This is a genomic window from Micromonospora sp. NPDC005806 (assembly GCF_042871425.1).
Classification (GTDB): Bacteria; Actinomycetota; Actinomycetes; order Mycobacteriales; family Micromonosporaceae; genus Micromonospora.
The window spans coordinates 1-24,101 of record NZ_JBIAIL010000038.1; the positions used below are offsets into that span (position 1 = coordinate 1).

The 24,101-nt window shown below is 65.6% G+C and carries 22 protein-coding genes and 2 pseudogenes; 7 read left to right on the forward strand and 17 right to left on the reverse strand.

All coding sequences use genetic code 11. The annotated features are described in order from the left end of the window. The 8 genes and pseudogenes from ACFYOS_RS29040 to ACFYOS_RS29075 all read right to left on the reverse strand — a co-directional run. Positions 1–101: pseudogene (locus tag ACFYOS_RS29040) on the reverse strand (electron transfer flavoprotein subunit beta); the annotation flags it as partial. Then, positions 98–730 carry an isochorismatase family protein gene (locus ACFYOS_RS29045; RefSeq protein WP_387148355.1) on the reverse strand — a complete coding sequence of 211 codons (633 nt, stop codon included), beginning with the start codon at positions 728–730 and terminating at the stop codon, positions 98–100. The gene ACFYOS_RS29045 and the pseudogene ACFYOS_RS29040, both read right to left, overlap by 4 nt. A 52-nt stretch (positions 731–782) precedes the next feature. Next, a complete protein-coding gene (locus tag ACFYOS_RS29050) occupies positions 783–1,628 on the reverse strand; it encodes an HpcH/HpaI aldolase/citrate lyase family protein (RefSeq protein WP_387148357.1) in 846 nt (281 codons plus the stop codon). Positions 1,629–1,632: 4 nt separating this feature from the next. Further along, a complete protein-coding gene (locus ACFYOS_RS29055; RefSeq protein ID WP_387148359.1) occupies positions 1,633–2,793 on the reverse strand; it encodes an acyl-CoA dehydrogenase family protein in 1,161 nt (386 codons plus the stop codon). Between the two features lie 59 nt (positions 2,794–2,852). Next, positions 2,853–4,103, reverse strand: coding sequence for a CaiB/BaiF CoA transferase family protein (locus ACFYOS_RS29060; RefSeq protein ID WP_387148361.1), 1,251 nt, complete (start codon positions 4,101–4,103; stop codon positions 2,853–2,855). Positions 4,104–4,135: 32 nt separating this feature from the next. After that, the gene (locus ACFYOS_RS29065; RefSeq protein ID WP_387148363.1) at positions 4,136–4,669 is read right to left on the reverse strand and encodes a MaoC family dehydratase; all 534 of its coding nucleotides are present in this window, start codon (positions 4,667–4,669) and stop codon (positions 4,136–4,138) included. A gap of 141 nt (positions 4,670–4,810) precedes the next feature. Beyond that, the gene (locus ACFYOS_RS29070; protein ID WP_387148365.1) at positions 4,811–5,602 is read right to left on the reverse strand and encodes a FadR/GntR family transcriptional regulator; all 792 of its coding nucleotides are present in this window, start codon (positions 5,600–5,602) and stop codon (positions 4,811–4,813) included. Positions 5,603–5,688: 86 nt separating this feature from the next. Beyond that, positions 5,689–6,705, reverse strand: a complete 1,017-nt coding sequence (locus ACFYOS_RS29075; protein ID WP_387148367.1) for an LLM class flavin-dependent oxidoreductase — start codon at positions 6,703–6,705, stop codon at positions 5,689–5,691. A gap of 191 nt (positions 6,706–6,896) precedes the next feature. Here ACFYOS_RS29075 and ACFYOS_RS29080 point away from each other — a divergent pair, with 191 nt between their 5' ends. Further along, a complete protein-coding gene (locus ACFYOS_RS29080) occupies positions 6,897–8,261 on the forward strand; it encodes an amidase (RefSeq protein WP_387148369.1) in 1,365 nt (454 codons plus the stop codon). 80 nt (positions 8,262–8,341) lie between these two features. Here the strand turns inward: ACFYOS_RS29080 and ACFYOS_RS29085 are convergent, their stop codons facing one another. Beyond that, positions 8,342–8,614 carry a hypothetical protein gene (locus ACFYOS_RS29085; protein WP_387148371.1) on the reverse strand — a complete coding sequence of 91 codons (273 nt, stop codon included), beginning with the start codon at positions 8,612–8,614 and terminating at the stop codon, positions 8,342–8,344. A gap of 86 nt (positions 8,615–8,700) precedes the next feature. On the opposite strand from ACFYOS_RS29085, the gene ACFYOS_RS29090 reads away from it, so the two are divergent. Next, positions 8,701–9,078, forward strand: coding sequence for a hypothetical protein (locus ACFYOS_RS29090; RefSeq protein WP_387148373.1), 378 nt, complete (start codon positions 8,701–8,703; stop codon positions 9,076–9,078). Between the two features lie 13 nt (positions 9,079–9,091). On the opposite strand, the gene ACFYOS_RS29095 is transcribed toward ACFYOS_RS29090, so the two are convergent. The 5 genes from ACFYOS_RS29095 to ACFYOS_RS29115 form a co-directional block, all read right to left on the reverse strand. Further along, positions 9,092–9,799, reverse strand: a complete 708-nt coding sequence (locus tag ACFYOS_RS29095) for an ABC transporter ATP-binding protein (protein ID WP_387148375.1) — start codon at positions 9,797–9,799, stop codon at positions 9,092–9,094. 43 nt (positions 9,800–9,842) lie between these two features. Beyond that, complete coding sequence (locus ACFYOS_RS29100; RefSeq protein WP_387148377.1) at positions 9,843–10,553, reverse strand: ABC transporter ATP-binding protein; 711 nt, start codon at positions 10,551–10,553, stop codon at positions 9,843–9,845. A gap of 71 nt (positions 10,554–10,624) precedes the next feature. Next, positions 10,625–11,704 carry a branched-chain amino acid ABC transporter permease gene (locus ACFYOS_RS29105; RefSeq protein ID WP_387148379.1) on the reverse strand — a complete coding sequence of 360 codons (1,080 nt, stop codon included), beginning with the start codon at positions 11,702–11,704 and terminating at the stop codon, positions 10,625–10,627. Further along, complete coding sequence (locus ACFYOS_RS29110) at positions 11,701–12,582, reverse strand: branched-chain amino acid ABC transporter permease (RefSeq protein ID WP_387148381.1); 882 nt, start codon at positions 12,580–12,582, stop codon at positions 11,701–11,703. The genes ACFYOS_RS29105 and ACFYOS_RS29110 overlap by 4 nt, the downstream gene beginning before the upstream one ends. A gap of 51 nt (positions 12,583–12,633) precedes the next feature. Continuing rightward, positions 12,634–13,872 (reverse strand): amino acid ABC transporter substrate-binding protein, encoded by a 1,239-nt coding sequence (locus tag ACFYOS_RS29115; protein ID WP_387148383.1) that lies wholly within the window; start codon positions 13,870–13,872, stop codon positions 12,634–12,636. Between the two features lie 243 nt (positions 13,873–14,115). On the opposite strand from ACFYOS_RS29115, the gene ACFYOS_RS29120 reads away from it, so the two are divergent. From ACFYOS_RS29120 to ACFYOS_RS29135, 4 genes and pseudogenes are all read left to right on the forward strand, one after another. Further along, positions 14,116–15,549: an MmgE/PrpD family protein gene (locus ACFYOS_RS29120; protein WP_387148385.1), complete on the forward strand. Its 1,434-nt coding sequence runs from the start codon at positions 14,116–14,118 to the stop codon at positions 15,547–15,549. A gap of 164 nt (positions 15,550–15,713) precedes the next feature. Further along, positions 15,714–16,877: an MFS transporter gene (locus ACFYOS_RS29125; protein WP_387148387.1), complete on the forward strand. Its 1,164-nt coding sequence runs from the start codon at positions 15,714–15,716 to the stop codon at positions 16,875–16,877. Positions 16,878–17,844: 967 nt separating this feature from the next. Continuing rightward, positions 17,845–18,183 (forward strand): hypothetical protein, encoded by a 339-nt coding sequence (locus tag ACFYOS_RS29130; RefSeq protein WP_387148389.1) that lies wholly within the window; start codon positions 17,845–17,847, stop codon positions 18,181–18,183. Between the two features lie 84 nt (positions 18,184–18,267). Continuing rightward, positions 18,268–19,251, forward strand: a pseudogene (locus ACFYOS_RS29135) (tyrosine-type recombinase/integrase); the annotation flags it as partial. A 60-nt stretch (positions 19,252–19,311) separates the two neighbouring features. On the opposite strand, the gene ACFYOS_RS29140 reads toward ACFYOS_RS29135, so the two are convergent. After that, positions 19,312–19,707 carry a VOC family protein gene (locus tag ACFYOS_RS29140; protein WP_387148391.1) on the reverse strand — a complete coding sequence of 132 codons (396 nt, stop codon included), beginning with the start codon at positions 19,705–19,707 and terminating at the stop codon, positions 19,312–19,314. A gap of 775 nt (positions 19,708–20,482) precedes the next feature. On the opposite strand from ACFYOS_RS29140, the gene ACFYOS_RS29145 reads away from it, so the two are divergent. Then, the gene (locus tag ACFYOS_RS29145) at positions 20,483–21,943 is read left to right on the forward strand and encodes an SDR family NAD(P)-dependent oxidoreductase (protein ID WP_387148393.1); all 1,461 of its coding nucleotides are present in this window, start codon (positions 20,483–20,485) and stop codon (positions 21,941–21,943) included. 240 nt (positions 21,944–22,183) lie between these two features. Here ACFYOS_RS29145 and ACFYOS_RS29150 read toward each other — a convergent pair whose 3' ends face one another. Together ACFYOS_RS29150 and ACFYOS_RS29155 are read right to left on the reverse strand one after the other, a co-directional pair. Further along, complete coding sequence (locus tag ACFYOS_RS29150; protein WP_387148474.1) at positions 22,184–23,407, reverse strand: multidrug effflux MFS transporter; 1,224 nt, start codon at positions 23,405–23,407, stop codon at positions 22,184–22,186. 486 nt (positions 23,408–23,893) lie between these two features. Then, a complete protein-coding gene (locus ACFYOS_RS29155; protein WP_387148395.1) occupies positions 23,894–24,067 on the reverse strand; it encodes an integrase core domain-containing protein in 174 nt (57 codons plus the stop codon). Positions 24,068–24,101: the final 34 nt, after the last annotated feature.

Below are 24,101 nucleotides of genomic sequence, written 5' to 3' on the forward strand. Positions count from 1 at the left end.
ACGTTGTTCGCCGAACCGCGGTCGACGGTGTTGTCGTCAGAACGCAGGTTGCGGTCCGCGCCCGAATCGGGCACCTGCTTGACGAGTACGACGATATTCATCGCGCTTCCTTCTGACAGACCCTGTTACTCGCGAGCCACTCCATCGCGACGGTGGAGTCAATGATGTCGGCGTAGCGTCGCCCGATGTCTCGAAGATTTGCGTCATGGCTTTCCAACGACTGGTCGCCACAGCAGTCCTCGACCAGCTGAGTTCGGAAACCGTGCGAGAAGGCGTCGATAGTGGTTGCCCGGACACACCCTGATGTCGTCGCGCCCATGACGAGCACCGTGTCGATATCGTTCCTCTGCAGTATGGAACTCAAGTCCGTGCCAAAGAATGCTGAGGGGTACCGCTTCAGCAGACACAGGTCCGTTTGGCCCCAAACGCGCGGATCGATCTGCGCTGCCCACGACCCTGGTGTGATCTCAAGCAGCGACGGGATCTTCCACCGACCGAACTCTGCCTCGCCCGACCAAGCCACATAGGTGTGAATCACTGGTGTGCCGACCGACCGTGCCGCCGACAGAACGGGTGCGGCCCGTTCCACGGCGGCGACGATGTGTTCGCCACCCCCGAGGGGGGACCCGGAAGACGTAAAAGCGAGTTGGAAATCGACGACGACGACCGCTGGCCGCCGCCCGAAACCCACTTGGCCGATGCCGTAACCTGCACGCTCGAAACTGTCCACGTCGTCCTCCGGTCGTCCCCTCTGGGCATCACATCGACTGACTTTTCCCCGCCTACAGTCGAGCAGTCATGCTCAATGTTCGCCGGGCATGTCGGACCACGGCCTCGTCGAGGAGACGGCCGTTTGCGTCGATGAGAACCGCAGTCCCGGCCCGAACCTGCTCGTCGAACAGTCGGAGTACGGTTCGCGCCTGCTCCAGTGCATCCTCATCGGGCGTGAAGATTTCGTGGACCACGGCAAGTTGCGACGGGTGGATACACGCTCGTCCCACGAAGCCTTGACGCGAAGCCGCCTGGGTAGATCGGCGGAATGCCTGGATGTCTTTGATCTCGATGGACACCGGCGCCGCAGGCGGTTGGATCCCCGCTTCGGCACTGGCCAACACGACCTGGCTGCGCATCACCGCCACCTCGAACTCGTCCGGCCCCGGTGTGATGCCGGCTTCGGCGCAGAGGTCGTACTCGCCTATCTGCAGTCGCTGGACCTGCGGCTGGCGTGCAATCTGTCGGGCCTGGAAGATGGCACCAGGTGTCTCCAGGAGAGGACTCAGAAGCAGGCTGGCGTGTCCGCGGTCGGTGAGGATGTCACCGATTCTGCGGACGTCGTCGGCGCTTCCCGCCTTGGCCAGCACGAGACCCGTGAGGGACGAGATCCCGTCGAGCGCTTCAATGTCGGCCATTGCCGCATCGCCGGAGTTGATCCGTACCCAGAGCTCCTTGCTGAGAGCAGTTTGTGTTGACAGCCAGGCACGGACATCACGGCGCGCTGCCGTCTTGCCGGACCACGGCACCGCGTCCTCTAGGTCGATGATCAGTGCATCGGCGATACTGGCAGCCGCCTTCGGCAGCTTGTCGGGAGCGTTTCCCGGCACGTAGAGATAAGAGCGGGCGAGGCGCATCCTCTCAGCCGACCTTGGTGTCGCCGCGCAGGAGGGACTTGGCGACAACGGTGCGGAGGACGTCATTGGTACCCTCACCAATGCTCATCAGCGGCGCGTCGCGATAGAGGCGCTCAATCTCGTACTCGGTGGAGAATCCGTAGCCGCCGTGCACCTTCATGGAGTCGATGGCCGCCTCGAGGGCCACGTCGGAGCAGAAGATCTTGGCCATGCCGGTCGGGCCGTCTGCGCGGCCGTGAGCGACGGCGTCCGCTGCCCAGTAGGCCATCAGCCGTGCTGCCTGGAGGTTGGTGGCCATCGAGGCGAGCTTGAGTTGGATGGCCTGGAAGTCAGAGATCGGTTGCTTGAACGCCTTGCGCTCCTTGGAGTAGGCGAGAGCCTCGTCGAATGCCCTCTGGGCCACGCCGACAGAACGGGCGGCGATGTTGACCCGGCCCCATTCGAGGGCGGAGAGCACCTGCTGCATGCCCCGGCCCTCGACGCCGCCGACCAGGTTCTCGACCGGCACGCGCACGTTGTCAAGGAGCACCTCGCACGACTCTGTGCCCTTGTAGCCCAACTTTGGGATGTCCTTTAGGACGCTGAATCCCGGGATGTCCTGCTCTACCAGAAGGACGCTCATGCCCTTGTGTGCCGGAGAAGCGGTGGGGTCCGTCTTGACCAGCACGGGCAGCGGGTTTGCGTACCGGGCGTTGGTGATCCACATCTTAGTGCCGTTGATGACGTACTCGTCGCCGTCCAGGCGTGCGGTCGTGCGGATGCCCTGCAGGTCGGTCCCGGCATCGGGCTCAGTCAGGCCTATGCCCGTGCGTCGCTCGCCGGTGGCCAACCCGGGAAGATATTTCTTCTTCTGTTCGTCGGTGCCGTGCAGGCTGAGCAGGCGGCACGACAGGGAGTGGCTACCGAGCACGCCAGCGATGCCCATCCAGCCGCGGGAGAGCTCCTCGAAGACAAGAGCGAAGGAAACCGGGTCCAGGTCGATGCCGCCGTACTCCTCGGGCACCGTGATCCCGAACAATCCCATGTCGGCGAGGCCCTTGATGATCTCGGTGGGATAGCGGCCTGCCTGTTCCCACTCTCGCGCAACCGGAATCACCTCGCGGTCGACGAAGTTTTTGAGCAGCGCGCGGAATTCCCTCTGGTCCTCGGTAAACTGGAATTGCATAGTCGATCCTCCGTACTAGCCGTCGTTGGCGTGGGTTCAGCCTGGGTGCAGGGCAGAAATCACCGCGCCGCGCCCTGCACTTCGAATGCCCGTGAGTCCGGACTGTGGCGGTGCTCGTCCCCGAAGGCGCCCTCGTTGGCAAGCTTCGCGATGGTGGCCTCGTCGTAGGAGGCAATCTCCGTCAGGACGTGTTCCATGTCCTCATTCCGCAGGGGTGCGCGTCGGTAGGTTGGCGTCTCGCTTCCAACGCGGACTGGGGAGGCGACCTGGGAGACGGTACCGAATCGCGGGTGCTCGGTCTGCACAATCAGGCCGCGCGCGATGGTGTGCTCCTCTTTGAGCGCCTTTTCAACGTCGTTGATGGGCGCGCAGGGGATTCCGGCGGCGTACAGGTCTGCAAGCCAGTCATCAACCGTGCGCCCAGCGAGCACGTCTTCGATCATGGGGATCAGCTGTTCCTTGTGCACCCGCCGGTCGGCGAAGGTCTTGAAGTGCGGTTCGTCGGCCCATTCGGAATGGCCTAGCACGTCGACCAGCCGGGTCCAGAACTTTTCCTTGGCGCAGCCGATGATCAGCCAGCCGTCGGCCGCCTGGAAGGCCTGGAACGGCACCAGAGAGGGGTGCGCCGAGTGGGCGGTGCGGGTGGGGGTGAAGCGTGCGTTGAGATGCCATGCCGCCGGGTAGTTCAGGAGGGAGATGGCGGTGTCGTAGAGGCTGACGTCGCAGTCCATGCCGACGCCGTCCCGCCGGGCCGCGTGCAAGCCACTCAACAGGGAGATGGCGGCGACGAATCCTCCTGAGTAGTCGACCAGTGAGAGCCCCGACTTGGCTGGGGGGCCGCCAGGTTCGCCGGTCAGGTCCATCCAGCCCGCCAAGCCTTGCAGCACGTAGTCGTATCCCGGCTCCTTCTGGCGCGGCCCGGTCATGCCGAAACCGGTAAGGGAGCAGCAGACGATGGCCGGGTTCAGATGCTTGAGGTCGTCGTAGGTGATGCGCATCTTGGCTGGGACGTCGCCGCGCAGGTTGGAGTAGACAGCATCAGCGACCCGCACCAGGTCCTCGAAGACCTGCCGTCCTGCAGGACTGGAGAGGTCCAGGGAGAGGCTGCGCTTGTTGCGGTTGAACGCCTCGAAGAAGAGGGAGTCCTCCTCCTCGCCGTAGGGCGGCACATAGCGGCCGACGTCGCCACCGAAGCGCGGGTCCTCGATCTTGATGACCTCCGCACCCAGGTCTGCCAGGTGCACGCTGCCCCATGGGCCTGCGCCGTACTGTTCGATGGCGATGATGCGTACGTCCTCGAGGGGCCTCATGGGGGTCTCCATGCTGTCTTGGGTTGGCTGAATCAGCTGGCTGCAGGGGCTTCGACGGCCAGGGGCACTTCACCCTCGGGAAAGAGAGACTTGAGCTGCTCGGCGCCGCGCTTGTAGACGTAGAAGGTGCGGAGGAAGGAACACACCTGCTTGCCGTCCTGGTTCAGGGTGCGGGTCTTCACGGTGACGATGCCGGCCTGCGGCCGCGAGGACGATTCGCGTTTCTCGGTGACCAGTGACTCGCTCCACAGGGTGTCCCCGGCGAAGACTGGGTGGGTCATCCGGATGTCGTTCCAGCCAAGGTTTGCGAAGGCATTCTGGGTGAGGTCGGTGACGCTCTGGCCCACGGCGATTGCCACGGTCAGGGTCGACACCACGATGGGCCGCTTGAACTCGGAGCGCGCCGCGTAGTCGGTGTTGAAGTGCATCTGGTTGGTGTTCATCGTCAACAGCGTGAACCAGATGTTGTCACTCTCGGTGACGGTTCGCCCGAGGGGGTGCTGGTACACGTCACCGATCTCAAAGTCCTCGTAGAACCGCCCCTGCCAGCCGTCCACCTTAGCCATTGCGGCCTCCCACCTAGTCGGACCTTTGCATGGCAGCATAAACATCAGACCTTTACCGGTCAAGGGCCTACCTGCATAGAAAGCGCCCGACCTCCATCGAAGGTCGGGCGCTTTGAAAAATCTGACCAATCAGGTGCGAGGTCAGTCCTGGTAGAGCACACGTAGTGTCGCGAGGTGGTCGCGCATCGCCTTCGCCGCACCGTCCCCGTCGCCGGCAGCAATGCAGTCGAGAATGGCGCCGTGTTCGGAATCCACCTTGTGCCAGAACTCGGGCGCCACGTCTGGGCGCAGGAACTTCGCTTGGAGGACCTTGAACACCGGATCGTTCATGATCTTGAGTAGTCCATTGCCCGCAGCCTCCACAATGATGCCGTGGAAGTTGCGGTGCTCCCTGAACTTCAGACCGCGGCCCATGCTGGCGACCTCTCGGTGGAGCGCCTCGCGCATTGCCTCGATGTGTCCTGGGGTGGCGCGGGTGGAGGCGAGTCGGGCTGCGGGCACCTCGACGAGCTCGCGTGCCTCGAGGATCTCGGCCACGGTGATGGCGTCGGCTCCCGACATCAGGCCCAGACTGGTCTCGAGATACTGACTCACCTTCGCGGCGTCGGTCCGAGACACGAAGGTGCCACCAGTCGTCCCCCTGACGGTGTGGACGAGGTCGCGGGCAGCCAGCACCCGCAGGGCTTCTCGGATGGTGCTACGGCTCACGCCAAAAATGGCACACAGCTCACCCTCGACTGGGAGACGGTCGCCGGGCGCGAGTTCCCCCTTGAGGATAAGCTGGCGGAGCTGCTCAGCGACCTGTTCGTAGGCCGGCAGCACCTTCTTCACCGACAGCACGTCGGCGGTGCCGTTCTGCCCCGGGATCATCGCACGCACCTCACGCGCCTTCTTGGCGACTGATTCGACCATTGGTTCCTGACTGACCTTCATTGCACTCTAGGGCGTTGAGCCCTCTACTTGTCGCCGCCACCTGTTCGGATCGCAACGCTGGAGGGCGAGTACGGTCCGCATTCGCATTAGTTTGCCCCGTCCTTGAGCACGGGAACCACCTCCTTGGCCAGCAAGTCGATCGAGCCCTGCGAACTGGTGAGCGGCATGCCAGCCCAGTGGGTTCGGAAGATGAAAGCATCTACGCCGACCTCATCCCGCCAAGGGAGCAGTGCCGCCAGGCAATCCTCGGGAGACCCGACGATGAACCGCTGCTGGGCAAGTTCCTCGTAGGCGATGTCGAAGGACTCGGCCTCGGGCATCACCTTGTCCTGGCCCCACCTGGCATACGTGCGGTACTTCTCCGCCAGATAGGGGGCCGCCAGTTCGACGGCTGTAACCCGGTCCTTGGCGCAGAAGATCTCCCGCATCAAAGGCAAACCCGCCCCTGGGCCGGTGTTGGCCTCGGCGCGGGTCAAACGGTAGAGATCGACCTGGCGCCGGATGGTAGAGGCGGTGGCGTGGGGGTTGACCATCCAGGCGTCCGCCAAGCGCGCGGCACGCTGGACCGCTCTGTCGCTATTGGCCGCCATCCATAGGGGCGGGCGCGGCTGTTGCACCGGCAAGAGGTTGAGCTTGGCACCCCTGAGGCGACACCAGGGAAGGTCCGCGTCGACCTCCTCTCCCGCCCACAGGCGCAGCACGATATCCAGGTTGGCCTCAAACCTGGCCACCCTGCCTGTCTTGCCGACGCCGAAGGCGTCGTACTCGACGTCCCTATAGCCAAGTCCAACACCGAGAATCAGCCGCCCTCGGGTGACCACGTCGAGCGAGGCGAAGTTCTCGGCCACGTCGAGAGGGTTCTGGAGGGCGAGCAGGAGGATGCCAAGCCCGATGTTCATGTCGCCTGCCTCGGCCGACAACCGGGCCAGATAGGGCAGGGGCTGGATGTGCGTCACGGACTCGCTCAGGTAGTGCTGCCCGGCGAAGATTGAGTCCCAGCCGGCGTCACGCGCAGCACGCACCAGCTGGAGTTGACCGTCCAGCGCTCGGACCTGGTCGGCGCCTAGCGGCTGCTGGTTGGTCAGGAACAAGCCGATCTGCATACGCACTCCCCCAGGCCCTGGCGGCCACCGGCCGGTGGATGGGCTCTTGACATGGCAGTGTAAATGTCAGATGATTCTGAGTCAAGACTCGCGTGGTCATACCAGCTTTCTGTCGGCACGCACTTCCTAAAACCTCAGAGGTTATCCCCGGATGAGGAACCTCGCCGAGTTGAGCGATGGAGGCACGCCCGATGACCGTCCCAAACGATGATCTTGCACGGCGCGCGGAGGATGCGATCCGCCAGATGGAGAGGTGGGATCCCCTGCTGCGGGCCGTGATCACTCGCATGGATGACGAAGTCCGCGCTGAGGTCGCGCGACAAGCAGCGCAGGGTGGATCCGGGGAGTCGGCGGGTCCGCTGCACGGCATGTTGGTGGCCGTCAAGGACAACATCGACACGGCGGGGACACGGACAACGGCAGGGTCCGATTTCTTCCGCGACAGAGTCCCCGCTGCCGACGCCTTCGTGGTTGAACGCCTCCGGCAGGCTGGGGCCATCCTGAGCGCGAAGGTCAACCTCGCCGAGTTTGCGCTGGGCGCCACCACCCAGAACGCCCACTGGGGCTCATGTCGCAATGCGTGGGACCAGACGCGGATCCCGGGTGGCTCCAGCGGCGGCTCGGCCGTGGCGGTTGCGGCTGGCATGGCTGACGCATCGCTCGGCACCGACACCGGGGGCTCGATACGAATTCCGGCTTCGGTCAACGGATTGGTCGGACTGCGTCCGACCCTCGGGCGAATCTCCAACAGAGGCGTGACGCCACTGAGCCACGCCTTCGACACCGTCGGTCCCTTGGCGCGCACCGCGGCCGAGGCCGCTGCTGTTTTTAGCGCCATCGATGTCTTTGACTTCGATGACCCCACTAGTCAGGACGGGCCGCGGCAGGACGTCCTCACAACGCTCGATGCCGGAGTTGGCCGGCTGCGGGTCGGCATACCCGAGACGTACTTCTTCGACGACGTGGACCCTCCCGTCGCAGCGGCGGTCCGCGCGCTGGGGGAAACCCTCGCCACGCAGGGCAGCGAACTGGTTGCGGTTTCACTCGATGGCGCAGTCGAGGCGCAACAGCACATGTTCCGGATCCTCTATCCGGAGGTGGCGGCCTTCCACGCCGACCGGCTGGCTGACGCCCCCGGGCGGTTCGGGGAGGACGTCCATCGTCGACTCCAGCTAGGAGTGGGAGTCGATGCCCAGAAGATGGCGGAATCCATGGCGTGGCGCCGTAACTGGCAGCGTACTGTCGAGCGGGTTCTTCTCGACGTGGACCTCATCCTGACGCCCACCGTCCCGGCTGACGTGCCATGCGTGGAGGGTGCTGAAATGATCCGCACCACGCATGAGATCACGCGGTTCACCTATGGCTTTTCGATGTTCCACGGCCCCTCAATCTCGGTTCCGTGCGGCCTGCACCCGGAGTCTGGCATGCCCATCGGCGCCCACCTCACAGCCGCGCCGTGGCGGGAGGACCTGCTCTTCCGTGCCGCCGCGGCATACCAGGCGGTGACCGACTGGCACGAGCGCAGGCCCCCGGCCCTCCGGGCCGGCATCGCCTGAGCCCAGACTGCACAACGGCCGGGGAGGCGGAACTCCCCGGCCGTCGGCGTTGGCGCTAGTACTCCAGCCGGGGATCGTGATCATGGCTGGGTGAGTGCTTGGCGGGAGTAGTGGCTGGTCGTGGCTCGGGCTTGGTGGCGACGTCGGCGGATGGACCAGATGAGCGGGTCGGTGCGGCGTCGGCTGGGTTCGATGATCAGGACGTTGAACAGGTGGCGTAGCTCGTTGACGGTCAACGGGATCAGCCCGGCGGGTTCGGGGCGGCTGTGGTGGGCTGTCGCGGCGGCGAGGAAGGCGTGGGCGAGGATCGCCGGGGTGGTCCAGCGGTACAGCCTGCGTCCCGAACCCGCCAACCCGGGCGCCGAGGAACCACCGCCCTCGGTGCCTCGTCCCGACCACCGTGACCTGTCCCCGGCTGGTTCACCCTGCCGTGACCGGGATGCCCACCCCCGCATGGAACGACCTGCTCACCCGGCTGGCCGTCCCTCGCGAGGCCCAACGCGAAGCCGACCTGCACAACCGACGCGGCGGCACCCGACGACTACCGGCAGGCGGCGGACGCCGGCCCCGCCTCACCCTCGCTGACCGGCTCCTGGCCACCATCCTTGACCAACGATTCAACATCCCACAGCCAGTGATCGGTGACCTGTTCGGCGCCTCCCGCATGACCATCAACAACGCCGTCCGCCAGACCTGCCAACTCCTCGCCCAGATCCGGCACACCATCGAACCCGCCGACGTGCACCTCACCACCCTTACCGACCACACAGCCAAGGCAGGCCTCGACATCGCCACAGAGATCAAAAACGTGTGTTAATCCCCTGCGCGCCCTAACCGCCGAGGAAGGCCCGACGCACCTCATCGTCACCTAGCAGCGCCTCGCCGGTGCCGGTGTGGCTCACCAGCCCACGCTGGATGACGTACCCGCGGTCCGCCAGTTCTAGTGCCGAGCGAGCGTTCTGCTCGATGAGCAGGAAGGTGATTCCCGCTTCGTCCCTCAGCTCGCGGAGCTGCTGGAACATCGCCTTCGTGAGGATGGGTGATAGGCCCACGGACGGCTCATCCATCAGAATCATGCGCGGGTCGAGCATGAGAGAGCGCGCGATCTCCAGGGCGCGCCGCTCTCCGCCGGACAGCGTGCCGGCGTACTGCGCCCTCCGCTCGGCGAGACGGGGAAAGAGGTCGAACATCTCGTCGATTCGCGCCTTCACGCGAGCCTTGTCCCTGACGAGATACATCCCGAGCTCGAGGTTCTCGTAGACGTTGAGCGAGGGGAAGATCGTCGACAGCTGGGGAACCATTGCCATCCCGGCGCGCAAGAGCTCCTGGGGGCCCATGGCCGTGACGTCCTGCCCCTCGAAGACGACCTTGCCCTGGCGAACGTTGATCAGACCGTAAATCGCCTTGAACACGGTCGACTTCCCCGACCCATTCGGGCCAACGACGCAGACAATCTCGCCACGCCGCACCTCGACGTCGACGCCGTGCAGGATGTCGAATCCGCCGTATCCGGCGATGACACCGGAGACCTCGAGCATCACCTCGCCAGGTGCGACGCTCGAAGCTGCGACAGGGCTGGTCTTATGCACCGAGGTAGGCATCGATTACCTCCTGGTTTTCGCTGATCTCGTCGGGGCTGCCGTTGGCCAGCAGCTCACCGTCATGGAGGACGACGATCCGGTCGGCAATCGAGAAGATGAACCCGATGTTGTGTTCAACGATAATGAAGGCGACGCCCTCTTCCTGATTGAGCACCTTGACATAGTGCTTAAGTGACTCGATGAGGGTGGGGTTGACACCCGAAGTGGCCTCGTCCAGCAGCACCAGACTCGGGTTCGACATCATGGCCATCACGAGCTCAACGAGGCGCATCTGGCCGCCAGAGATGTTGCCGGCGTACTGGTGTGTGAGATGCGGGATCTCCATGAGGTCAATCAGATCGGACGCCCGCTGCTTCGTTGCGACATCTGCGGGACGAACGAGGCCCCGCAGCCCAACGCCCTTCCACTGACGGCCGAGCAGGGCGTTCTCCCAGACGGTGAGCTCTGGAAACAGCCGCACATTCTGGAACGTACGGCCCATGCCGCTCCGCGCCACCTGCATCGTTCGCAGCTTCGCGATGTCTCGCCCGTTGAACTCAACGCTGCCGCCCTCGAAGGCCATGTCCCGCGAAAGGCACGCCAGGAGGGTGGACTTGCCCGACCCGTTCGGGCCGACCAGCCCCACGATCTCGCCAGCGGCTATCTGGAAATCAACCTCGCGCAATGCCTGGACGCCCCCGAAGCTCTTCACGATTCCCCGAGCGTTTAGGAGTACGCGGCCGGGCAGGGAGGGAGCAAGCGCTGGGGCAGGTGTGGTAGTGGTCACTTCACGCTCCTCACGGCTAACGCGGGCGGGCGCACGGCCGGGTCGTTGCCCCCGCTACCGCGATGCCTCAGCCTCCTGGTCAGTCGGCCGAGCACCGTGCGCTCTCCACGCTGGATCGTGCCAACGATGCCTTCCGGCATGAAAAGCACGATGACGATCAGGAAGGCGCCGAAGATGACGAGGAAGGAGTTGCCCTGCTCCGCCCAGACAGTGTCGCGAACCATGAGGAACAGCGCCGTCCCAATGACGGGACCCCACACAGTTCCGAGTCCGCCGAGCACGGTCATGATTGCGACGTTGATTAGGAAGCTGTCGCGGAACATGATCTCTGGATCGATGAAGGTGACCTCGTACGCCCAGCAGGCGCCGACTGCGCCAGTGATCGCAGCGGAGAGGCAAAAGATCGTCAGCTTCAGCATGGTGGTGTTGATCCCCCTGGCCTCAGCGCCACGCTCATCGCCCTTGATCGCGAGCAGGGACACGCCGAACTGGGAACGGCGCAACCACCAGGCGAGGGCGACCACCGCGACCGCTCCGATGAGGTAGAGGTAATAGAAGAAGTGGCGGTTCACTTCGGGGGGCAGGACTAGCCCTTGGGCGCCCTCCGTCAACGGAGTGGCCATATGCACCAGCTCACGTACGGCCAGGAATGAGCCGAGCATGGCGATCGAGAAGTACACGCCCCGAAGCCGCAGCAAGGGATAGCCGACGGTGAGTGCACAGGCGGCGGCGAACAACGCCGCCAGCGGGACGGTGGAGGCAAAGGACATATCGGCCTTCACCATGAGAATGCCGGTGACATAGCCGCCGAGCCCGAAGAACACCCCGTGGCCGAAGTCAACGTAGCCCGTGAAGCCGGAGATGAAGTTCCAGCTCGACGAAAGGATGATCCACATGAACATCGTGCTGAGGGTGAGCAGCACGCTATCATTCAGCCCCATCGGGGGCAGCACGCTCATGCCGATCAGCGCCAGCACCAACGCAACAACGGGCTTGTACCTGATCTCGCGAACGTTGCGGCCGGGTGCGAGCCTCTCGCTTGGAGTGGTGGCCTCTTCGGCAACTGAACTGCTCATGCGCGAACCCCTCCCAGTCGGGAGATCCCTTCCGGACGCAGGGCTAGGACGACGACGACCAGAATGAAAGCTGCCGCCGTTCCGAGGCTGGTGCCGATGTTGGGCACATAGCCGCTGAGGCCTGACTCGATGAGCCCGACGAACATGGCAGCGGCGAGCGTGCCGCTCACTCGCCCGCCGCCGCCGAGCACGACGATCACGAAGGCTTTGAGGGTGAACAAGCCGCCCATGAAGGGGTAGAAACCCTGGGTGACGCTGAAAAGACCCCCGGCAGCGAACGCGACAGCGGTGCCGAGGCCGAATGCCGCGCAGTAGACGCGGGTCACGCTGATTCCGACGATCCGGGCAGCGCCGCGATTCTGGGCAGTCGCCTTCATCGCTTTGCCCTGCTTGGTTCGGTTCAGGAACAGCGTCAGCAGGCCGAGGAGGAGGAGGGCCGCGCCCAGCATCACGGCTTTGCTGACTGCCACCCGATAGTCCAAGAGGCTGATTACCGACTCGGAGTAGGCCGCCTGGGTCACCTTGGGTGTCGTGCTGAAGCCGAGCGTGAGCGAGCCCGCGATCACCGATGCCAGGCCGAAGGTCACTAGCAGCGGCATCAGCTCGTGGCGGTCGAGTACGGGGATGATGAGCAGACGGGACACCACCCAGCCGAACCCGAAGCCCAGCACGATCAGCAGCGGCAGTGCCACCAGGACGTCAAGTCCCAGGTACTGGTGCGCCAACCATGCCAGGTAGGCGCCGAGGACCAGGAACTCGCCGTGGCTCAGGTTGATGACCCTCATGATCCCGAAGATGAGGGAGAGGCCCTGGGCCATCAGGGCGTAGAACCCTCCCAGGATGACCCCATCGATGATGACCTGAACTAGCGTGTGCAACGTGCGACTCCGATCGCGCGACGTAGGACCGTCCTGTTTGTCATGATCGTGTCAGCGCGCATTCCATGGCTTGAGGGGCAAGATGGCTGCCTTGGCGGTGTCCTTTGGCGCGACCACCACCTGCTCGCCCTTCGCATCGATCTGCACGGTCAGCATGGGCCGGTTGATGTTTGCGCCCGTGAGGCCGCTAGCGTCGCCCGGTGCCGTGTAGTCGATCGGCCCGAAGAAGGTGTCTGCCTTCATGTCGACAAGGGCCTTGCGGACCTTCTCGGTGTCGGTGCTGCCGGCCTTCTCGACGGCGAGCTGCAGGGAGAGCCCCGCCGCCGACGAGCTCGGTGCCAGGTAGGACGGACGCTCGCCGTACTTCTTGAGGTAGGCGTCGAAGTAGTCCTGGGCAGTGCCGAAGTAGTCGTCCTTGTAGCTGTCGTTGGGCATCCACTGCGTGGGCGCCATGATGCCCTCGGCGGTTGCTGCGCCAAGTTCCCGCACGAAGGTGGGCTCGGTCGGGGCTTGGACCATGAGGACATAGTTGGGCGCCCAGCCGATGTCGCGCATGGTGCGGGTGGCCAGCAGTCCGATCAGGGTGGTGCCTGCTTCCACGAATGCGTCCGGCTGCTTCGCCTGAATCTGCCGCATGGCACCTGTGATGTCTGTGGCGTCAGCGGGGACGGACTGCACCGAAACCACCTCGAGCCCCATCTTCTTTGCATTCTCGACGGTAGCGTCCTTGACATCTGTCATCGGGGCATCGTCGGAGTGCATGACGCCGATGCGCTTGACCCCCTTTTCCTGCAGGGCCTGAAGTCCGCTGGTGGTGTAGTCCCGGGTAAGAGTCAGGGGACTGAACACATACTCGTTCTTCTGGTTGAACACACTGACCGCGGCCGCGCCGCCAGCAAACATGATCTTCTTGTACTTGCCCGCGATGGCAGAGGTTGCAATGGTCAGACCTGAAGAGTAGGGGCCGAACATGAAGTCGACCTTGTCCTGGCTGATCAAGCGCTGGGTGAGTTTCACCGCGGTCTCGGGCTCTGACTGGTCGTCGTAGTAGATGACCTGCACCTTGCGCTTCTTGCCGCCGACGTCGATACCACCGTGGGCGTTCACCTCGTCGACCCACATCTCGTACCCGCGCTTGGTGGCCTTGCCCTCGATGGAGAACTTGCCCGTCTCGGATACCGCAGCACCCACCTTGAGGGGCCCACTGTCGCTTCCCTCAGAGGAGCTGCCGCCAGCGCCACAGGCAGTCGCGACCAGGGACGTGGCCAGCGCGGTCGAGATGATCGTCATACGCCTAAACATGGGGCCTCTCTTCGAAGAAGATCTGTCAGGCAGGGGTCGAGCCGTGGTGTATGCGCGCCCTACGCCTGGGCACTTGGGTGGTGGTCTCCGTGGTGCGTGGACACTCAGAGTGGTGAACCTCACTAAATCCTCTGATGTTTCCGGTGATGTTAAAGGTCAGACTGTTGGTTGACAACCCCCTGACACAGCCGGTCTGCACGTCAGACACAGGCAGCCAACAGAGGAGGAATCGTGACCATCACCGAGGCAAGGGACAGCCAGTCGGACTTAACGGGCAAGGGCGGCGGCATCGGCGAGACCATCGCCGCGCGCATCGCACGGTGGGCCGCCGACGTCACCGTGAGTGACGTTCCGACGCACGTCGCTGACCGAGCGTTGTTGCACATTCTTGACTGCGTCGGCCTGGCCTACGCCTCCTCGAACTTCGACTTCGCCAAGCGCGCCCTTGCGGCGGTGTCCGAGCTCGGTGCCGGCAACACTCCGGTCATCGGCCACAGCGTCCGGCTCAGCCCCCGCGATGCGGCCCTCCTCAACGGGTTGCTGGTGCATGGCCTGGACTACGACGACACTCACCTGGCAGGCGTCATCCACGCGTCGGCGAGTGCCCTCCCCACGGCGCTCTCGGTTTCCACCCTGCGGCACCTGCCCGGCAAGGACCTGCTTTTGGGCTATCTGATTGCCATGGAGGTCAGCTCACGCGTTGGCGCAGCGGCAAACAGTGGGCTGCACGCTCACGGGTATCACCCCACCGGTGTGGTAGGAGCCTTCGGGTCTGCAGTGGCCGCAGCCCGACTCGGCGGTTTGAGCGCCCAGGGCATCGCCACGGCCCAGGGTTTCGTTGGAAGCCTCGCAAGCGGCGTAATGGAGTTCCTGGAGACCGGCGCTTGGACCAAGCGGGTGCACCCCGGGTGGGCTGCGGTCAGCGGCATCACTGCGGCGCAGTTTGCGAAGCACGGCTTCGAGTCCCCGCCAGCCATCTACGAGGGCCGCTTCGGGCTCTTTGCGCTGCACACCCCTCTCGGGCATGGCATTGACTTGTCCAAGGCGACCGCGGGCCTGGGTGAGGACTGGGAGCTCGTGCGGGTGGGCATCAAGCCCTACCCGGCCTGCCATTTCACGCACGCCTTCGCCGATGCTGCGCAGATCCTCCTCGACACCCATAAGTTCGCCCCTTCCGACATCGAGTCGATCACATGCCTGGTACCCGAGGAGATCGTGCCGGTCGTGCTCGAACCAGCCGCCAACAAGCTGTCACCCCGCTCGGACTACCACGCGAAGTTCAGCCTGCCGTTCATCGTCTCCGCCATCCTCAGCCGAGGGCGGTTCACCCTGGCAGAACTCGAGGACGAGGCGCTGCGCGACCCGGAGATCTTGTCGCTGGCCGCAAAGGTGGCCTACGAGCCGGATCCCAACAAGACGTTCCCCAAGTACTTCCACGGCGAGGTGATTGTGCGGCTCAAGGACGGACGGGAGCTCCGCCATCGAGAGAACGACAACCGCGGCTCCGAGGAGCGCCCGCTCTCGCGGGAGGACATCGAGACGAAGTTCTACGACAACATGTCCATTGTGTCGAGCCGCAGCCACGCAGAGCGTGTCCACGAGGCAGTCATGGGACTCCTCCAGGAAGAGGACAGTGCCAACTTTGCCGAGGCGCTGCGAGGGTAAGTCGTCCTCGACAGGCATGGCTTCAGGGGGCGCCGCGCGATAGAGGCCCGTGCGGCGCCGCCTGGGTGTTTCGAGATGAGGAGCGGTTAACTTCCGAGGAGAGTCGGTGTGGAAGACATGGTTGACCCATGCGCGTAGCGAGGGTGCCCAATCTTGTAGTCACCATGTTCACCGCCGGCGCCATGACGACGCTGGGTGCCGTTCCGGTCTTCCTATTGAGCGCGCAGTCCGTCTTCGTCCGAAGAGATGTCGGGTTCGACGAGGCGAAGTTCGGGTTAGCGGCCAGCTGCTTTTTCGCGGCGGCAGCGTCAAGTGCACTGTTGGGCGGGCGTCTTGTGGACCGCCTCGGCCGACGGCGCAGCACTATTCTGGCCGGTTCGCTAGCCTGCGCAGGTGCGATGGGACTTGCCTTGCTGGCGCACTCCTACACAACGCTGGTGCTGATGCTGGTCGTCCTTGGCATGGCTAACGCGGCCTTGCAAGTGACCTCAAACCTGTCGCTGGCCAATTCGATCCCGCTGCAGCTTCAGGGCTTGGCCTTCGGCGTCAAGCAGTCGGCCGTTCCTCTCGCGATCTTGCTCGGCGGCATGTCGGTTCCCACGATTGGAGCGCTGATCGGCTGGCGCTGGACGTTTGGGATCACGGCGCTCGGGGGGGTGTTGGTTGTGGTCAGCGGACTCGCTTTGCCGAGGGACGGCAAGCGCCGCGGGCCCGCCGCCCGCGCAGCTGAGAAGCCGCCGAGAGGTGCCCTCTTGCTGACAGTCGGCGGGATGGCCATCGCCAGCGCTTCGGTCAACTCGCTCGGCGCCTTCGTGGCCTCTTGGAGCTTTCACATTGGAATGAGCCCTTCGCAGGCTGGCTACATGATGGCCGCCGGCAGCGCATTGTCCATCATTGCGCGTGTGGTGACCGGCTACCGCGCCGACCGCCGGGATGGTGGCAATCTAGCCGTGGTCATCCAGCAGATCACGGTCGGCGCTATGGCCTTCGTCGCAATTTCGATCGGAACCGTTCCAACCCTCTGGGCCGCGTCCATGCTCGCGTTTGCAATCGGATGGGCGTGGCCAGGGCTCCTGCTCTTCGCGGTCGTGCGGGTAGGTCGCGAGGCCCCCGGTGCCGCCTCGGGAGCCGTCCAAGCAGGGGCATTCGTTGGCGGCGCGACCGGGCCAGCACTCTTTGGTCTTCTCGTAGCGCACGCCGACTATCCAACCGCTTGGCGCGTTGGCGGAGGGTGCATGCTGCTCGCGGGCGTCCTGCTGGTTTTGGCTCGCCGGGCATTCTTGCGAGACTTGGCGGCTCGGCCACTTCAGCGCAGCAGTACGGGCTGAACCGCCGACTTGTATGGGGGCAGCTGTTCTCGGCCTTCCGGTCGTAGGTTCCGTAGGACGCTGGGCGGGGTGACTCGTGAACCGCCTGCCGCCTTTCGGGGTTGACTCTCCCGGGTGTGTTGCCTCCCCGGTGTCCGGCCGCGGTCTGACTCAACAGAGGCGTGATCGTTGCCCGGTACTGCAAGTCGGCATCTCGTCCGCGGTCTTCGTCGTTTCGCCGAGGAGTGGGAGCCGCCGCGGCGGCCTCTGCCCACCACTCCCCGGACGATCATGAAACCCAACCCCACCCACGAGAACGTCAGTAGACCCGAAAATCCCCGCTACCTGGCCATTCGCCGAAGCGTTCGTCGTGTGCTGGCAACGCCTGACCGCCCTACCCGCACCCACCTGACCAGCAGAAGCCGTCTCAGCGAGCCGGAGGGGGCCGTTCCCGGGATCCGGAGACCCGGCACCACCACCGTGACAGGTGGCGCACACCCCCACCACCAAAGGGAACAAAACGGTCAAGCCAAAGTTCCTGCCGAGGGATCAAAACCCTCTGACGGATCGAGGCCAACGAGGGCGACCTCAGCAAGGTCGCGCTCCGGCTGGTCGACGCGGAGGGGACGGACCAAGCCTCAGAAGGCAACAGCGACCGAACACGCACCCACCGAGCAGGCTTTTGGCAAATGCGACCCAAGAATGAGTAGATGGGGCGGCGATACAGCAGGTCACGCGGCTGCAAACGATCGATCGACGTCGGTTTAGGAATCCAGCGGCGCTGTGGGCAGCGACTCCGCCCCTAGCTGGCGGGATGTCGACCGGCGGCTCGGCAAGCAGCAAGATCGTTGCACCTACTTTGCACGTAGGTCGGGAGCTCCACGTCGGGGAACTGCCCGCAGCTCAGGGTAGAGGCCGGGAGGACCCCGTCGGTCCGCCAGCCGTGCCCGGGGCGGTCGGCCCAGCCGGCTCGCGTCATACTCTGTCAATGCCTACATGGGCGAAGGCAACCGGCGGATTCTTCGTTTCCGTTCTCGGATACATCGCATGCGGCGCGTACGTCTACTTCGCCGCCGCCCAGGCCGGTGCCGAGCAAAGGGCAGACCCGGACCCAGGACCAGACAGTGCCGCCGCCTACACCGGGCTCTTCTACATCATGCTGTCGTCCTGCATTCTGGCCGCTTTCCTGATCACCGGTGCGGTGCTTTGCGTCAGCCGACGCCGCAGGCCCTTCGGCGTCGGGATGGTGTGCGGGGTGATCGTTCCTCTGTTGATCGTGGTGGTCTTCCTGCGTGTCGTGGCTTATGGCGCGGCCGTGGGCCGGTGAACACCTGCAACCTGGACCGCGACCCAAACCGGGCGAGCGGAGCAACCCTCCGCTCTTGACTGCCGCGACGCCAGTCTTGTCGTTACTCTGCGCGATGCCTCACGCCTCTACATCGTTCCCGGCATCGGCGCCAAACGACTCGACGGCCGGCTGTCCGTGCGGGAGGTACAGACCTGGCTCAACAAGGTCGCGAAGACGTGCCAATGCTGCGCCGTCGGCCGGTGCTGTCAGGACCTCCCCGCGGCTCGCACCGTCAAGGGAGTCCGCGCCGTTCTCCGCTCGGCGCTCTCTCAGGCGGTAGTGGAAGAGCTGGTCGTGAAGAACGTTGCGGCTCTCGTGAAGCTTCCGCCGATCCGCGCCCGCAAGGGAAAGTCGTGGAGCAGTGAGGAAGCCCGCGCATTCCTAGAGTCATCCCGCTACGGCGACGGCTACCTGTACGCCGCCTACGTCTTCGTCCTCGTCCTCGGCCTCGGCCTCGGCCTCGGCCTCCGCAAGGGTGAAGTCCTCGGCCTCACCTGGGAGCACATCGACTGGGACGGCTGGGACAAGCCCTGCACCACAGACGGCAAACCATTCTGCGAGGGCTGCCGCGACAACCACGACATCAACCTCGTCATCGACGAGCAACTCCAGCGGGTACGCGGCCGGCTGCTGCACCGGTCCACCAAGACCGAGGAATCCGACACTCCCCTACCGCTGCCAGCCATCTGCGTCACCGCGCTCCGGCATCGCCACCGGCAACAAAAGGCGGCCAAGAAGAAGGCCGGCGAGGCCTGGCACGACACCGGCATGATCTTCACGACCCGCTACGGGCTGCCGGTCGAGCCGCGGAACTTCAACCGGTCCTACGACAGCCGCATCGCCCGCGCCGGCGTCCCGAAGATCACCGTCCACGACGCCCGGCGCACCTGCGGCTCGCTCCTGGTCGACCTGGACGTGCATCCCCGGATCGCGATGGCAATCCTCAGACACGCGGGCTTCTCGATCACGATGGAGATCTACAGCCAGGTCTCATCCAAGGCCACCCGGGAAGCCCTGCGGAAGCTCGGCGAAAGCCTCGGCCAATGAGGTCTTCTCGGCAACGTGACGGTTGCGATGTGTGACGGGTTGGGGGTGCCCGCCCGCGGTCTATTTCCGCGGTGCCAGGGTGCGTAGGACGCAGAACTCGTTGCCCTCGGGGTCTGCCATGACCACCCAGTTTCGGTCTGAGCCTTGGCCCACATCCGTCTTGGTGGCACCGAGGCCGAGCAATCTGGTCACCTCGTCCTCGGTGCTGCCGTCGATCGGGCTGACGTCGAGGTGGAGCCGGTTCTTCACGGTCTTGCCCTCGGGCACCTGGATGAACAGCAGGGTGGGCGGCATCTGGCGGGCCCGAACATCCTCGACGGTTGGCACCCAGGAGCCGATCTCGACCTTGCCCTCGCTCCGGTCGATCACCTTGAAGTCCATTACCTCGCACCAGAAGGCCGCGAGCCTCTCCGGATCGTGGCAATCAACGGCCAACTCGGTGAACCGACTTGTCATGACACTCCCAGATAGCGCGGACGGGGCTCAGAGTATCGGCCAATGAGCCGTTGCTGTACTTCGCTGCCGTACAAGATCAGAAGAGGCCATCCGGAAGATCCCGAATGGCCTCTGAGCTGCGTCGGGACGGCCGGATTCGAACCGACGACCCCTTGTTACCGACTGCAGCCGCCCCGAGCTTGTCATTGCTTGCTTCAAGTGGTCTTTGACCTGCACAGACAGGGCGGGGCGTTGGTCTCTTCTTGTCACTGGTTGCGGACGTCAGGACAGGGTTTTCGGGGGGTAAACGGGGGCCACCGTCGGAACCCGCCCACGCCTGAACAGCACTCCCACCACCACGGAGTTGCACGCGCACCGAAGGACGCACCGGCTCATCGCATCACTAGCAGTCGAGCCGTGGGGGTTCGTGTCGGAGGGGCGACACGAACCATTACCCCACCGCCGATGACGATCGGCACGACCTTGAAGCTCGAACAACTCCGGCCGTGACGGCCCTGGCCTGGTCGGCAAGTAGCTGGCACAGGAGGAGGCCGCCGTGGCCGTCATACGGGAATCCACTCCGGCGGCGGCGCGGCCGGCCTGCCCATGGCCGTCCCGAGCGGTGCGGCTGGACATGCACAGTTTCCGTAGGCCGGGCGAGGTTGGCCTCGACGGTCTCCGGGCTGATGAGCAGACGCGAGATGCGTCGGGGGCCGTGCGGTGCGTACAGTTCCGGGTCGGACTTGGGGTGGGCCGGGTAGCTCCGGCGCAGGGAACGGGATGAGACAGCGACGGCATGGCGGCGGACAACATTGCGGAAACCGGTCAATACGGCATTGACCCCGGCCGACTGGAAACCTGTCTCAGCGTCTTTGAGGCTTTGGAGGACCTGCCTCCCGATCACCCCGACGTGGTGCGGGTGCAACGGGCTACCGCGAAGCTCTACAAGGTGATCAAGCAGCGGCGACGGGAGGCACGGCGGGATGCCATCGCGGCGGCCGACCGCGCGGTGACGGCGGCCACCGCCACCGGCGCCCCGGGCCGGATCGACGACGAGACCCAGGGCATCCCGCTCGCCTCCCCCACCGTGGGTGCCACGGCCGGCTTCCTGCACAATCCGCGCGGCTGCTACGTCTGCAAGCAGCGCTACTGCGAGGTGGACGCCTTCTACCATCAGCTCTGCCCGTCCTGCGCCGCGTTCAACCGCGAGCGCCGGAACGCCCGGACTGACCTGACCGGCCGGCGCGCGCTGCTCACCGGCGGCCGCGCAAAGATCGGCATGTACATCGCGCTGCGGCTGCTGCGCGACGGTGCGCACACAACGGTGACCACGCGGTTTCCGCACGACGCGGTCCGCCGATTCGCCGCGATGCCGGACAGCGGGGACTGGCTGCACCGCCTGCGGATCGTCGGGATCGACCTGCGCGACCCCGCCCAGGTGATCGCCCTCGCTGACTCGGTCAGCGGCCAGGGACCACTCGACATCCTGATCAACAACGCGGCGCAGACCGTCCGCCGCACGCCCGGGGCGTACGCGCAGCTCGTCGCCGCAGAGGCGGCGGCCCTGCCGGAGGGCCCACTGCCGGAGATGATCACTTTCGCCAAACCTGCCCGCCGGGGCGACCCGGCGGGCAGCCTGATCGCCCCGCCGCAGTCGGCCCCGATCACCCCGCACGCGCTCACCGCGCTGGCGCTGACCAGCGGCTCCGCCTCGCCGGAACGGATCGCGGCAGCCACCGCCATCGACGCCGGCGGTCTGGTGCCGGACCTCGACCCGGTCAACAGCTGGGTGCAGCGGGTGCAGGAGGTGGACCCGGTCGAGCTGCTCGAAGTGCAGTTGTGCAACGTAACCGCGCCGTTCGTGCTGGTCAGCCGGCTGCGACCGGCGATGGCCGCAGCGACCGCCCGCCGTAAGTACGTGGTGAACGTGTCGGCGATGGAGGGCCAGTTCGCCCGCGGCTACAAGGGGCCAGGGCACCCGCACACCAACATGGCCAAGGCCGCGCTGAACATGCTGACCCGGACCAGCGCCCAGGAGATGCTGGCCGACGGCATCCTGATGACCAGCGTCGACACCGGCTGGATCACCGACGAGCGGCCCCACCCGACGAAGATGCGCCTGGCGGACGCCGGCTTCCACGCCCCGCTGGACCTCGTCGACGGCGCGGCCCGGGTCTACGACCCGATCGTCCGCGGCGAACAGGGCGAAGACCTGTACGGCTGCTTCCTGAAGGACTACGCGCCCTGCGCCTGGTGATCAGCGCGCCCACCCCGCTGGCCAGACCGGTGCCCGCCTCCAGGTTCCGCAACCCGTCGGCCGCCCAAAATCAGGCCGCCAGGGTCAGCACCGCTTCGGCCGATCTCCTCTGTCGACGCCGTCACTCCGGCTGACCTCGAGGTGGCCACGGTCAAAAGTGGGCAGGTCAGATGCTCCGCCGCGTCCGCCGCGCCGGGGGCGTAGCGATCGCGGGCACGGTCATGGGAGGCGTGAGGATCCTCAGTGCGCCGCCACGACCACCGCTTCCGGCTCGAGGTCGGCGAGCCGGGCCGGCCGCACGACCACGAGTAGAACGGTCATCGCCGCGACCATGCCACCTGCAACGACGAGGGCCATGGCCACCGCGCCGGTGCCCAGCACGCCCACCAGGGGCGCAGCCAGCGCGCCGACGCCGAACTGCACGGCGCCGAGCAGAGCGGAGGCCGTACCGGCCGCTTCCCCGTGCCGGGACAGGGCCAGGGCCGGCGCGTTCGGCATCGCGAGGCCCGCCGCCGCGAGCACCACCCACAACGACACCAGCAGGCTCGGCAGCCCGCCGAGCCCGGTCGCGGCGAAGGCGAGCAGCGCCAAACCGGCCCCGGTCCCCACGCCGAGGGCGGCGACGAGGATCCGCTGCGGCGAGTGACGCCGCAGCAGCCGTACGTTGAACTGGGTCGCCGCGATCAGCCCGAGCGCGCCCACGCCGAAGGCCAGCCCGAACTGCTGCTCGTCCAGCCCGTACTGCTGCTGCAGGACAAACGACGACCCGGCCACGTAGGCGAACAACGCCGCCATGGCCAGCCCGGCGACCAGAACCAGGCCCACGAACGTACGGTCCCGCAGCAGCGAGCCGTACACGATCACCGTCGCGACCACCCCGCCGCGCTGGCGCCGATCGGCCGGCAGCGTCTCGCGGAGGCCGAGCGCGGCGACCACGACGAGCAGCACACCAAAGGCGGCCAGGGCCACGAACACGCCACGCCAGTCCGTCCAGCGCAGCAGCCCGCCACCGAGAGTCGGCGCGAGGATCGGCGCCGCCCCCATGACCAGCAGCAGCCGGGAGAGCAACCTGGCGAAGGCCGCGCCGCTGAACAGGTCGCGGATCACGGCCATCGCAACCACCGAGGCCGCTGCGACGCCGAGGCCCTGCACCACCCGCAAGCCACCGAGAACGGCGATGTTCGGTGCGACGACGCAGAGCACCGATGCCACGACGTGCAGCGCGATGCCGGCGATCAACGGCGCGCGCCGGCCGACGGCGTCCGACAGCGGGCCGATCAGCAACTGGCCGAGGGCGAGGCCCGCCAGCGTGCCGGTGAGGGTCAGTTGGACCGCCGCCGGCGTGGTCTGGAAATCGGCGACGATTGCGGGAAGCGCGGGCAGGTACATGTCGATGGTCAGCGGACCCACCGCGATCAGCGACCCGAGGACGAGGACGAGCCGCAGGCGTTGCCGGGGGGTCATCAGGTCACCCGGCGTCAGCGAGGCTGCCGGCCCCTCAGGGACGTCGACGGTGGCGGTCATCGGATCGTCTCCGACCGGTCGTCGCGCAACCAGGCGGGGAACAGTGCAGGAGTCACCTCTGGCTCAAATCTGGATCCGGTGATCTGATTCCCTGTCGACCGGGAGGTAACGAAGGTCACAGTCGAGCGGCGGCGGTCGGGGCGGCGATCCAGGCCTCTGCTCGCAGCTGAATCCTCGCCGGCCCTTGGCAGGCCGTACGCCATGACCCTGCACTCGTCCCCGAACAAAGTCGCTCGTTCAGGCAGGTCCAGCGCGATCGGGTGGGGGTTGGAGTCGGCGGCCAACCACTCGGACTCAAAGCCTGCCTGACCAGCGATGTGGGCCGCTCCCGCCCTGCGGAGTCTCCGACGCGTACTCAACCCACATCCGGGCACGTCTGGAACCAACAGCATCTGCTCCATGAACTGCCCGAGTCTGATGGAGTCCTCAGACTGTGACCAGGGCTTTCTGGTCGGGCTGGTGGTGAGCGTAGAACATCGATTCGTGCTCGGCTGGTGGCAGGTAGTTCAGGGCGGAGTGCAACCGCCGGTGGTTGTACCAGTCGATCCATTCAGCGGTGGCCAGTTCGACCTGGGCCAGGCCGCGCCTGTGGGGTTTCAATAGTCGGTCGTCGTCGCTGACCTGGGCGTGTACG

Excerpts from the sequence above, each read along its gene's own strand:
- ACFYOS_RS29050 (WP_387148357.1), bottom strand. The coding sequence starts at position 1,628 with ATGCGCCTCGCCCGCTCTTATCTCTACGTGCCGGGAAACGCTCCCGAC.
- ACFYOS_RS29055 (WP_387148359.1), bottom strand. The coding sequence starts at position 2,793 with ATGCAATTCCAGTTTACCGAGGACCAGAGGGAATTCCGCGCGCTGCTC.
- ACFYOS_RS29060 (WP_387148361.1), bottom strand. The coding sequence starts at position 4,103 with ATGAGGCCCCTCGAGGACGTACGCATCATCGCCATCGAACAGTACGGC.
- ACFYOS_RS29065 (WP_387148363.1), bottom strand. The coding sequence starts at position 4,669 with ATGGCTAAGGTGGACGGCTGGCAGGGGCGGTTCTACGAGGACTTTGAG.
- ACFYOS_RS29070 (WP_387148365.1), bottom strand. The coding sequence starts at position 5,602 with ATGAAGGTCAGTCAGGAACCAATGGTCGAATCAGTCGCCAAGAAGGCG.
- ACFYOS_RS29075 (WP_387148367.1), bottom strand. The coding sequence starts at position 6,705 with ATGCAGATCGGCTTGTTCCTGACCAACCAGCAGCCGCTAGGCGCCGAC.
- ACFYOS_RS29080 (WP_387148369.1), top strand. The coding sequence starts at position 6,897 with ATGACCGTCCCAAACGATGATCTTGCACGGCGCGCGGAGGATGCGATC.
- ACFYOS_RS29090 (WP_387148373.1), top strand. The coding sequence starts at position 8,701 with ATGCCCACCCCCGCATGGAACGACCTGCTCACCCGGCTGGCCGTCCCT.
- ACFYOS_RS29095 (WP_387148375.1), bottom strand. The coding sequence starts at position 9,799 with ATGCTCGAGGTCTCCGGTGTCATCGCCGGATACGGCGGATTCGACATC.
- ACFYOS_RS29105 (WP_387148379.1), bottom strand. The coding sequence starts at position 11,704 with ATGAGCAGTTCAGTTGCCGAAGAGGCCACCACTCCAAGCGAGAGGCTC.
- ACFYOS_RS29115 (WP_387148383.1), bottom strand. The coding sequence starts at position 13,872 with ATGACGATCATCTCGACCGCGCTGGCCACGTCCCTGGTCGCGACTGCC.
- ACFYOS_RS29125 (WP_387148387.1), top strand. The coding sequence starts at position 15,714 with ATGTTCACCGCCGGCGCCATGACGACGCTGGGTGCCGTTCCGGTCTTC.
- ACFYOS_RS29130 (WP_387148389.1), top strand. The coding sequence starts at position 17,845 with ATGCCTACATGGGCGAAGGCAACCGGCGGATTCTTCGTTTCCGTTCTC.
- ACFYOS_RS29140 (WP_387148391.1), bottom strand. The coding sequence starts at position 19,707 with ATGACAAGTCGGTTCACCGAGTTGGCCGTTGATTGCCACGATCCGGAG.
- ACFYOS_RS29145 (WP_387148393.1), top strand. The coding sequence starts at position 20,483 with ATGGCGGCGGACAACATTGCGGAAACCGGTCAATACGGCATTGACCCC.
- ACFYOS_RS29150 (WP_387148474.1), bottom strand. The coding sequence starts at position 23,407 with ATGACCCCCCGGCAACGCCTGCGGCTCGTCCTCGTCCTCGGGTCGCTG.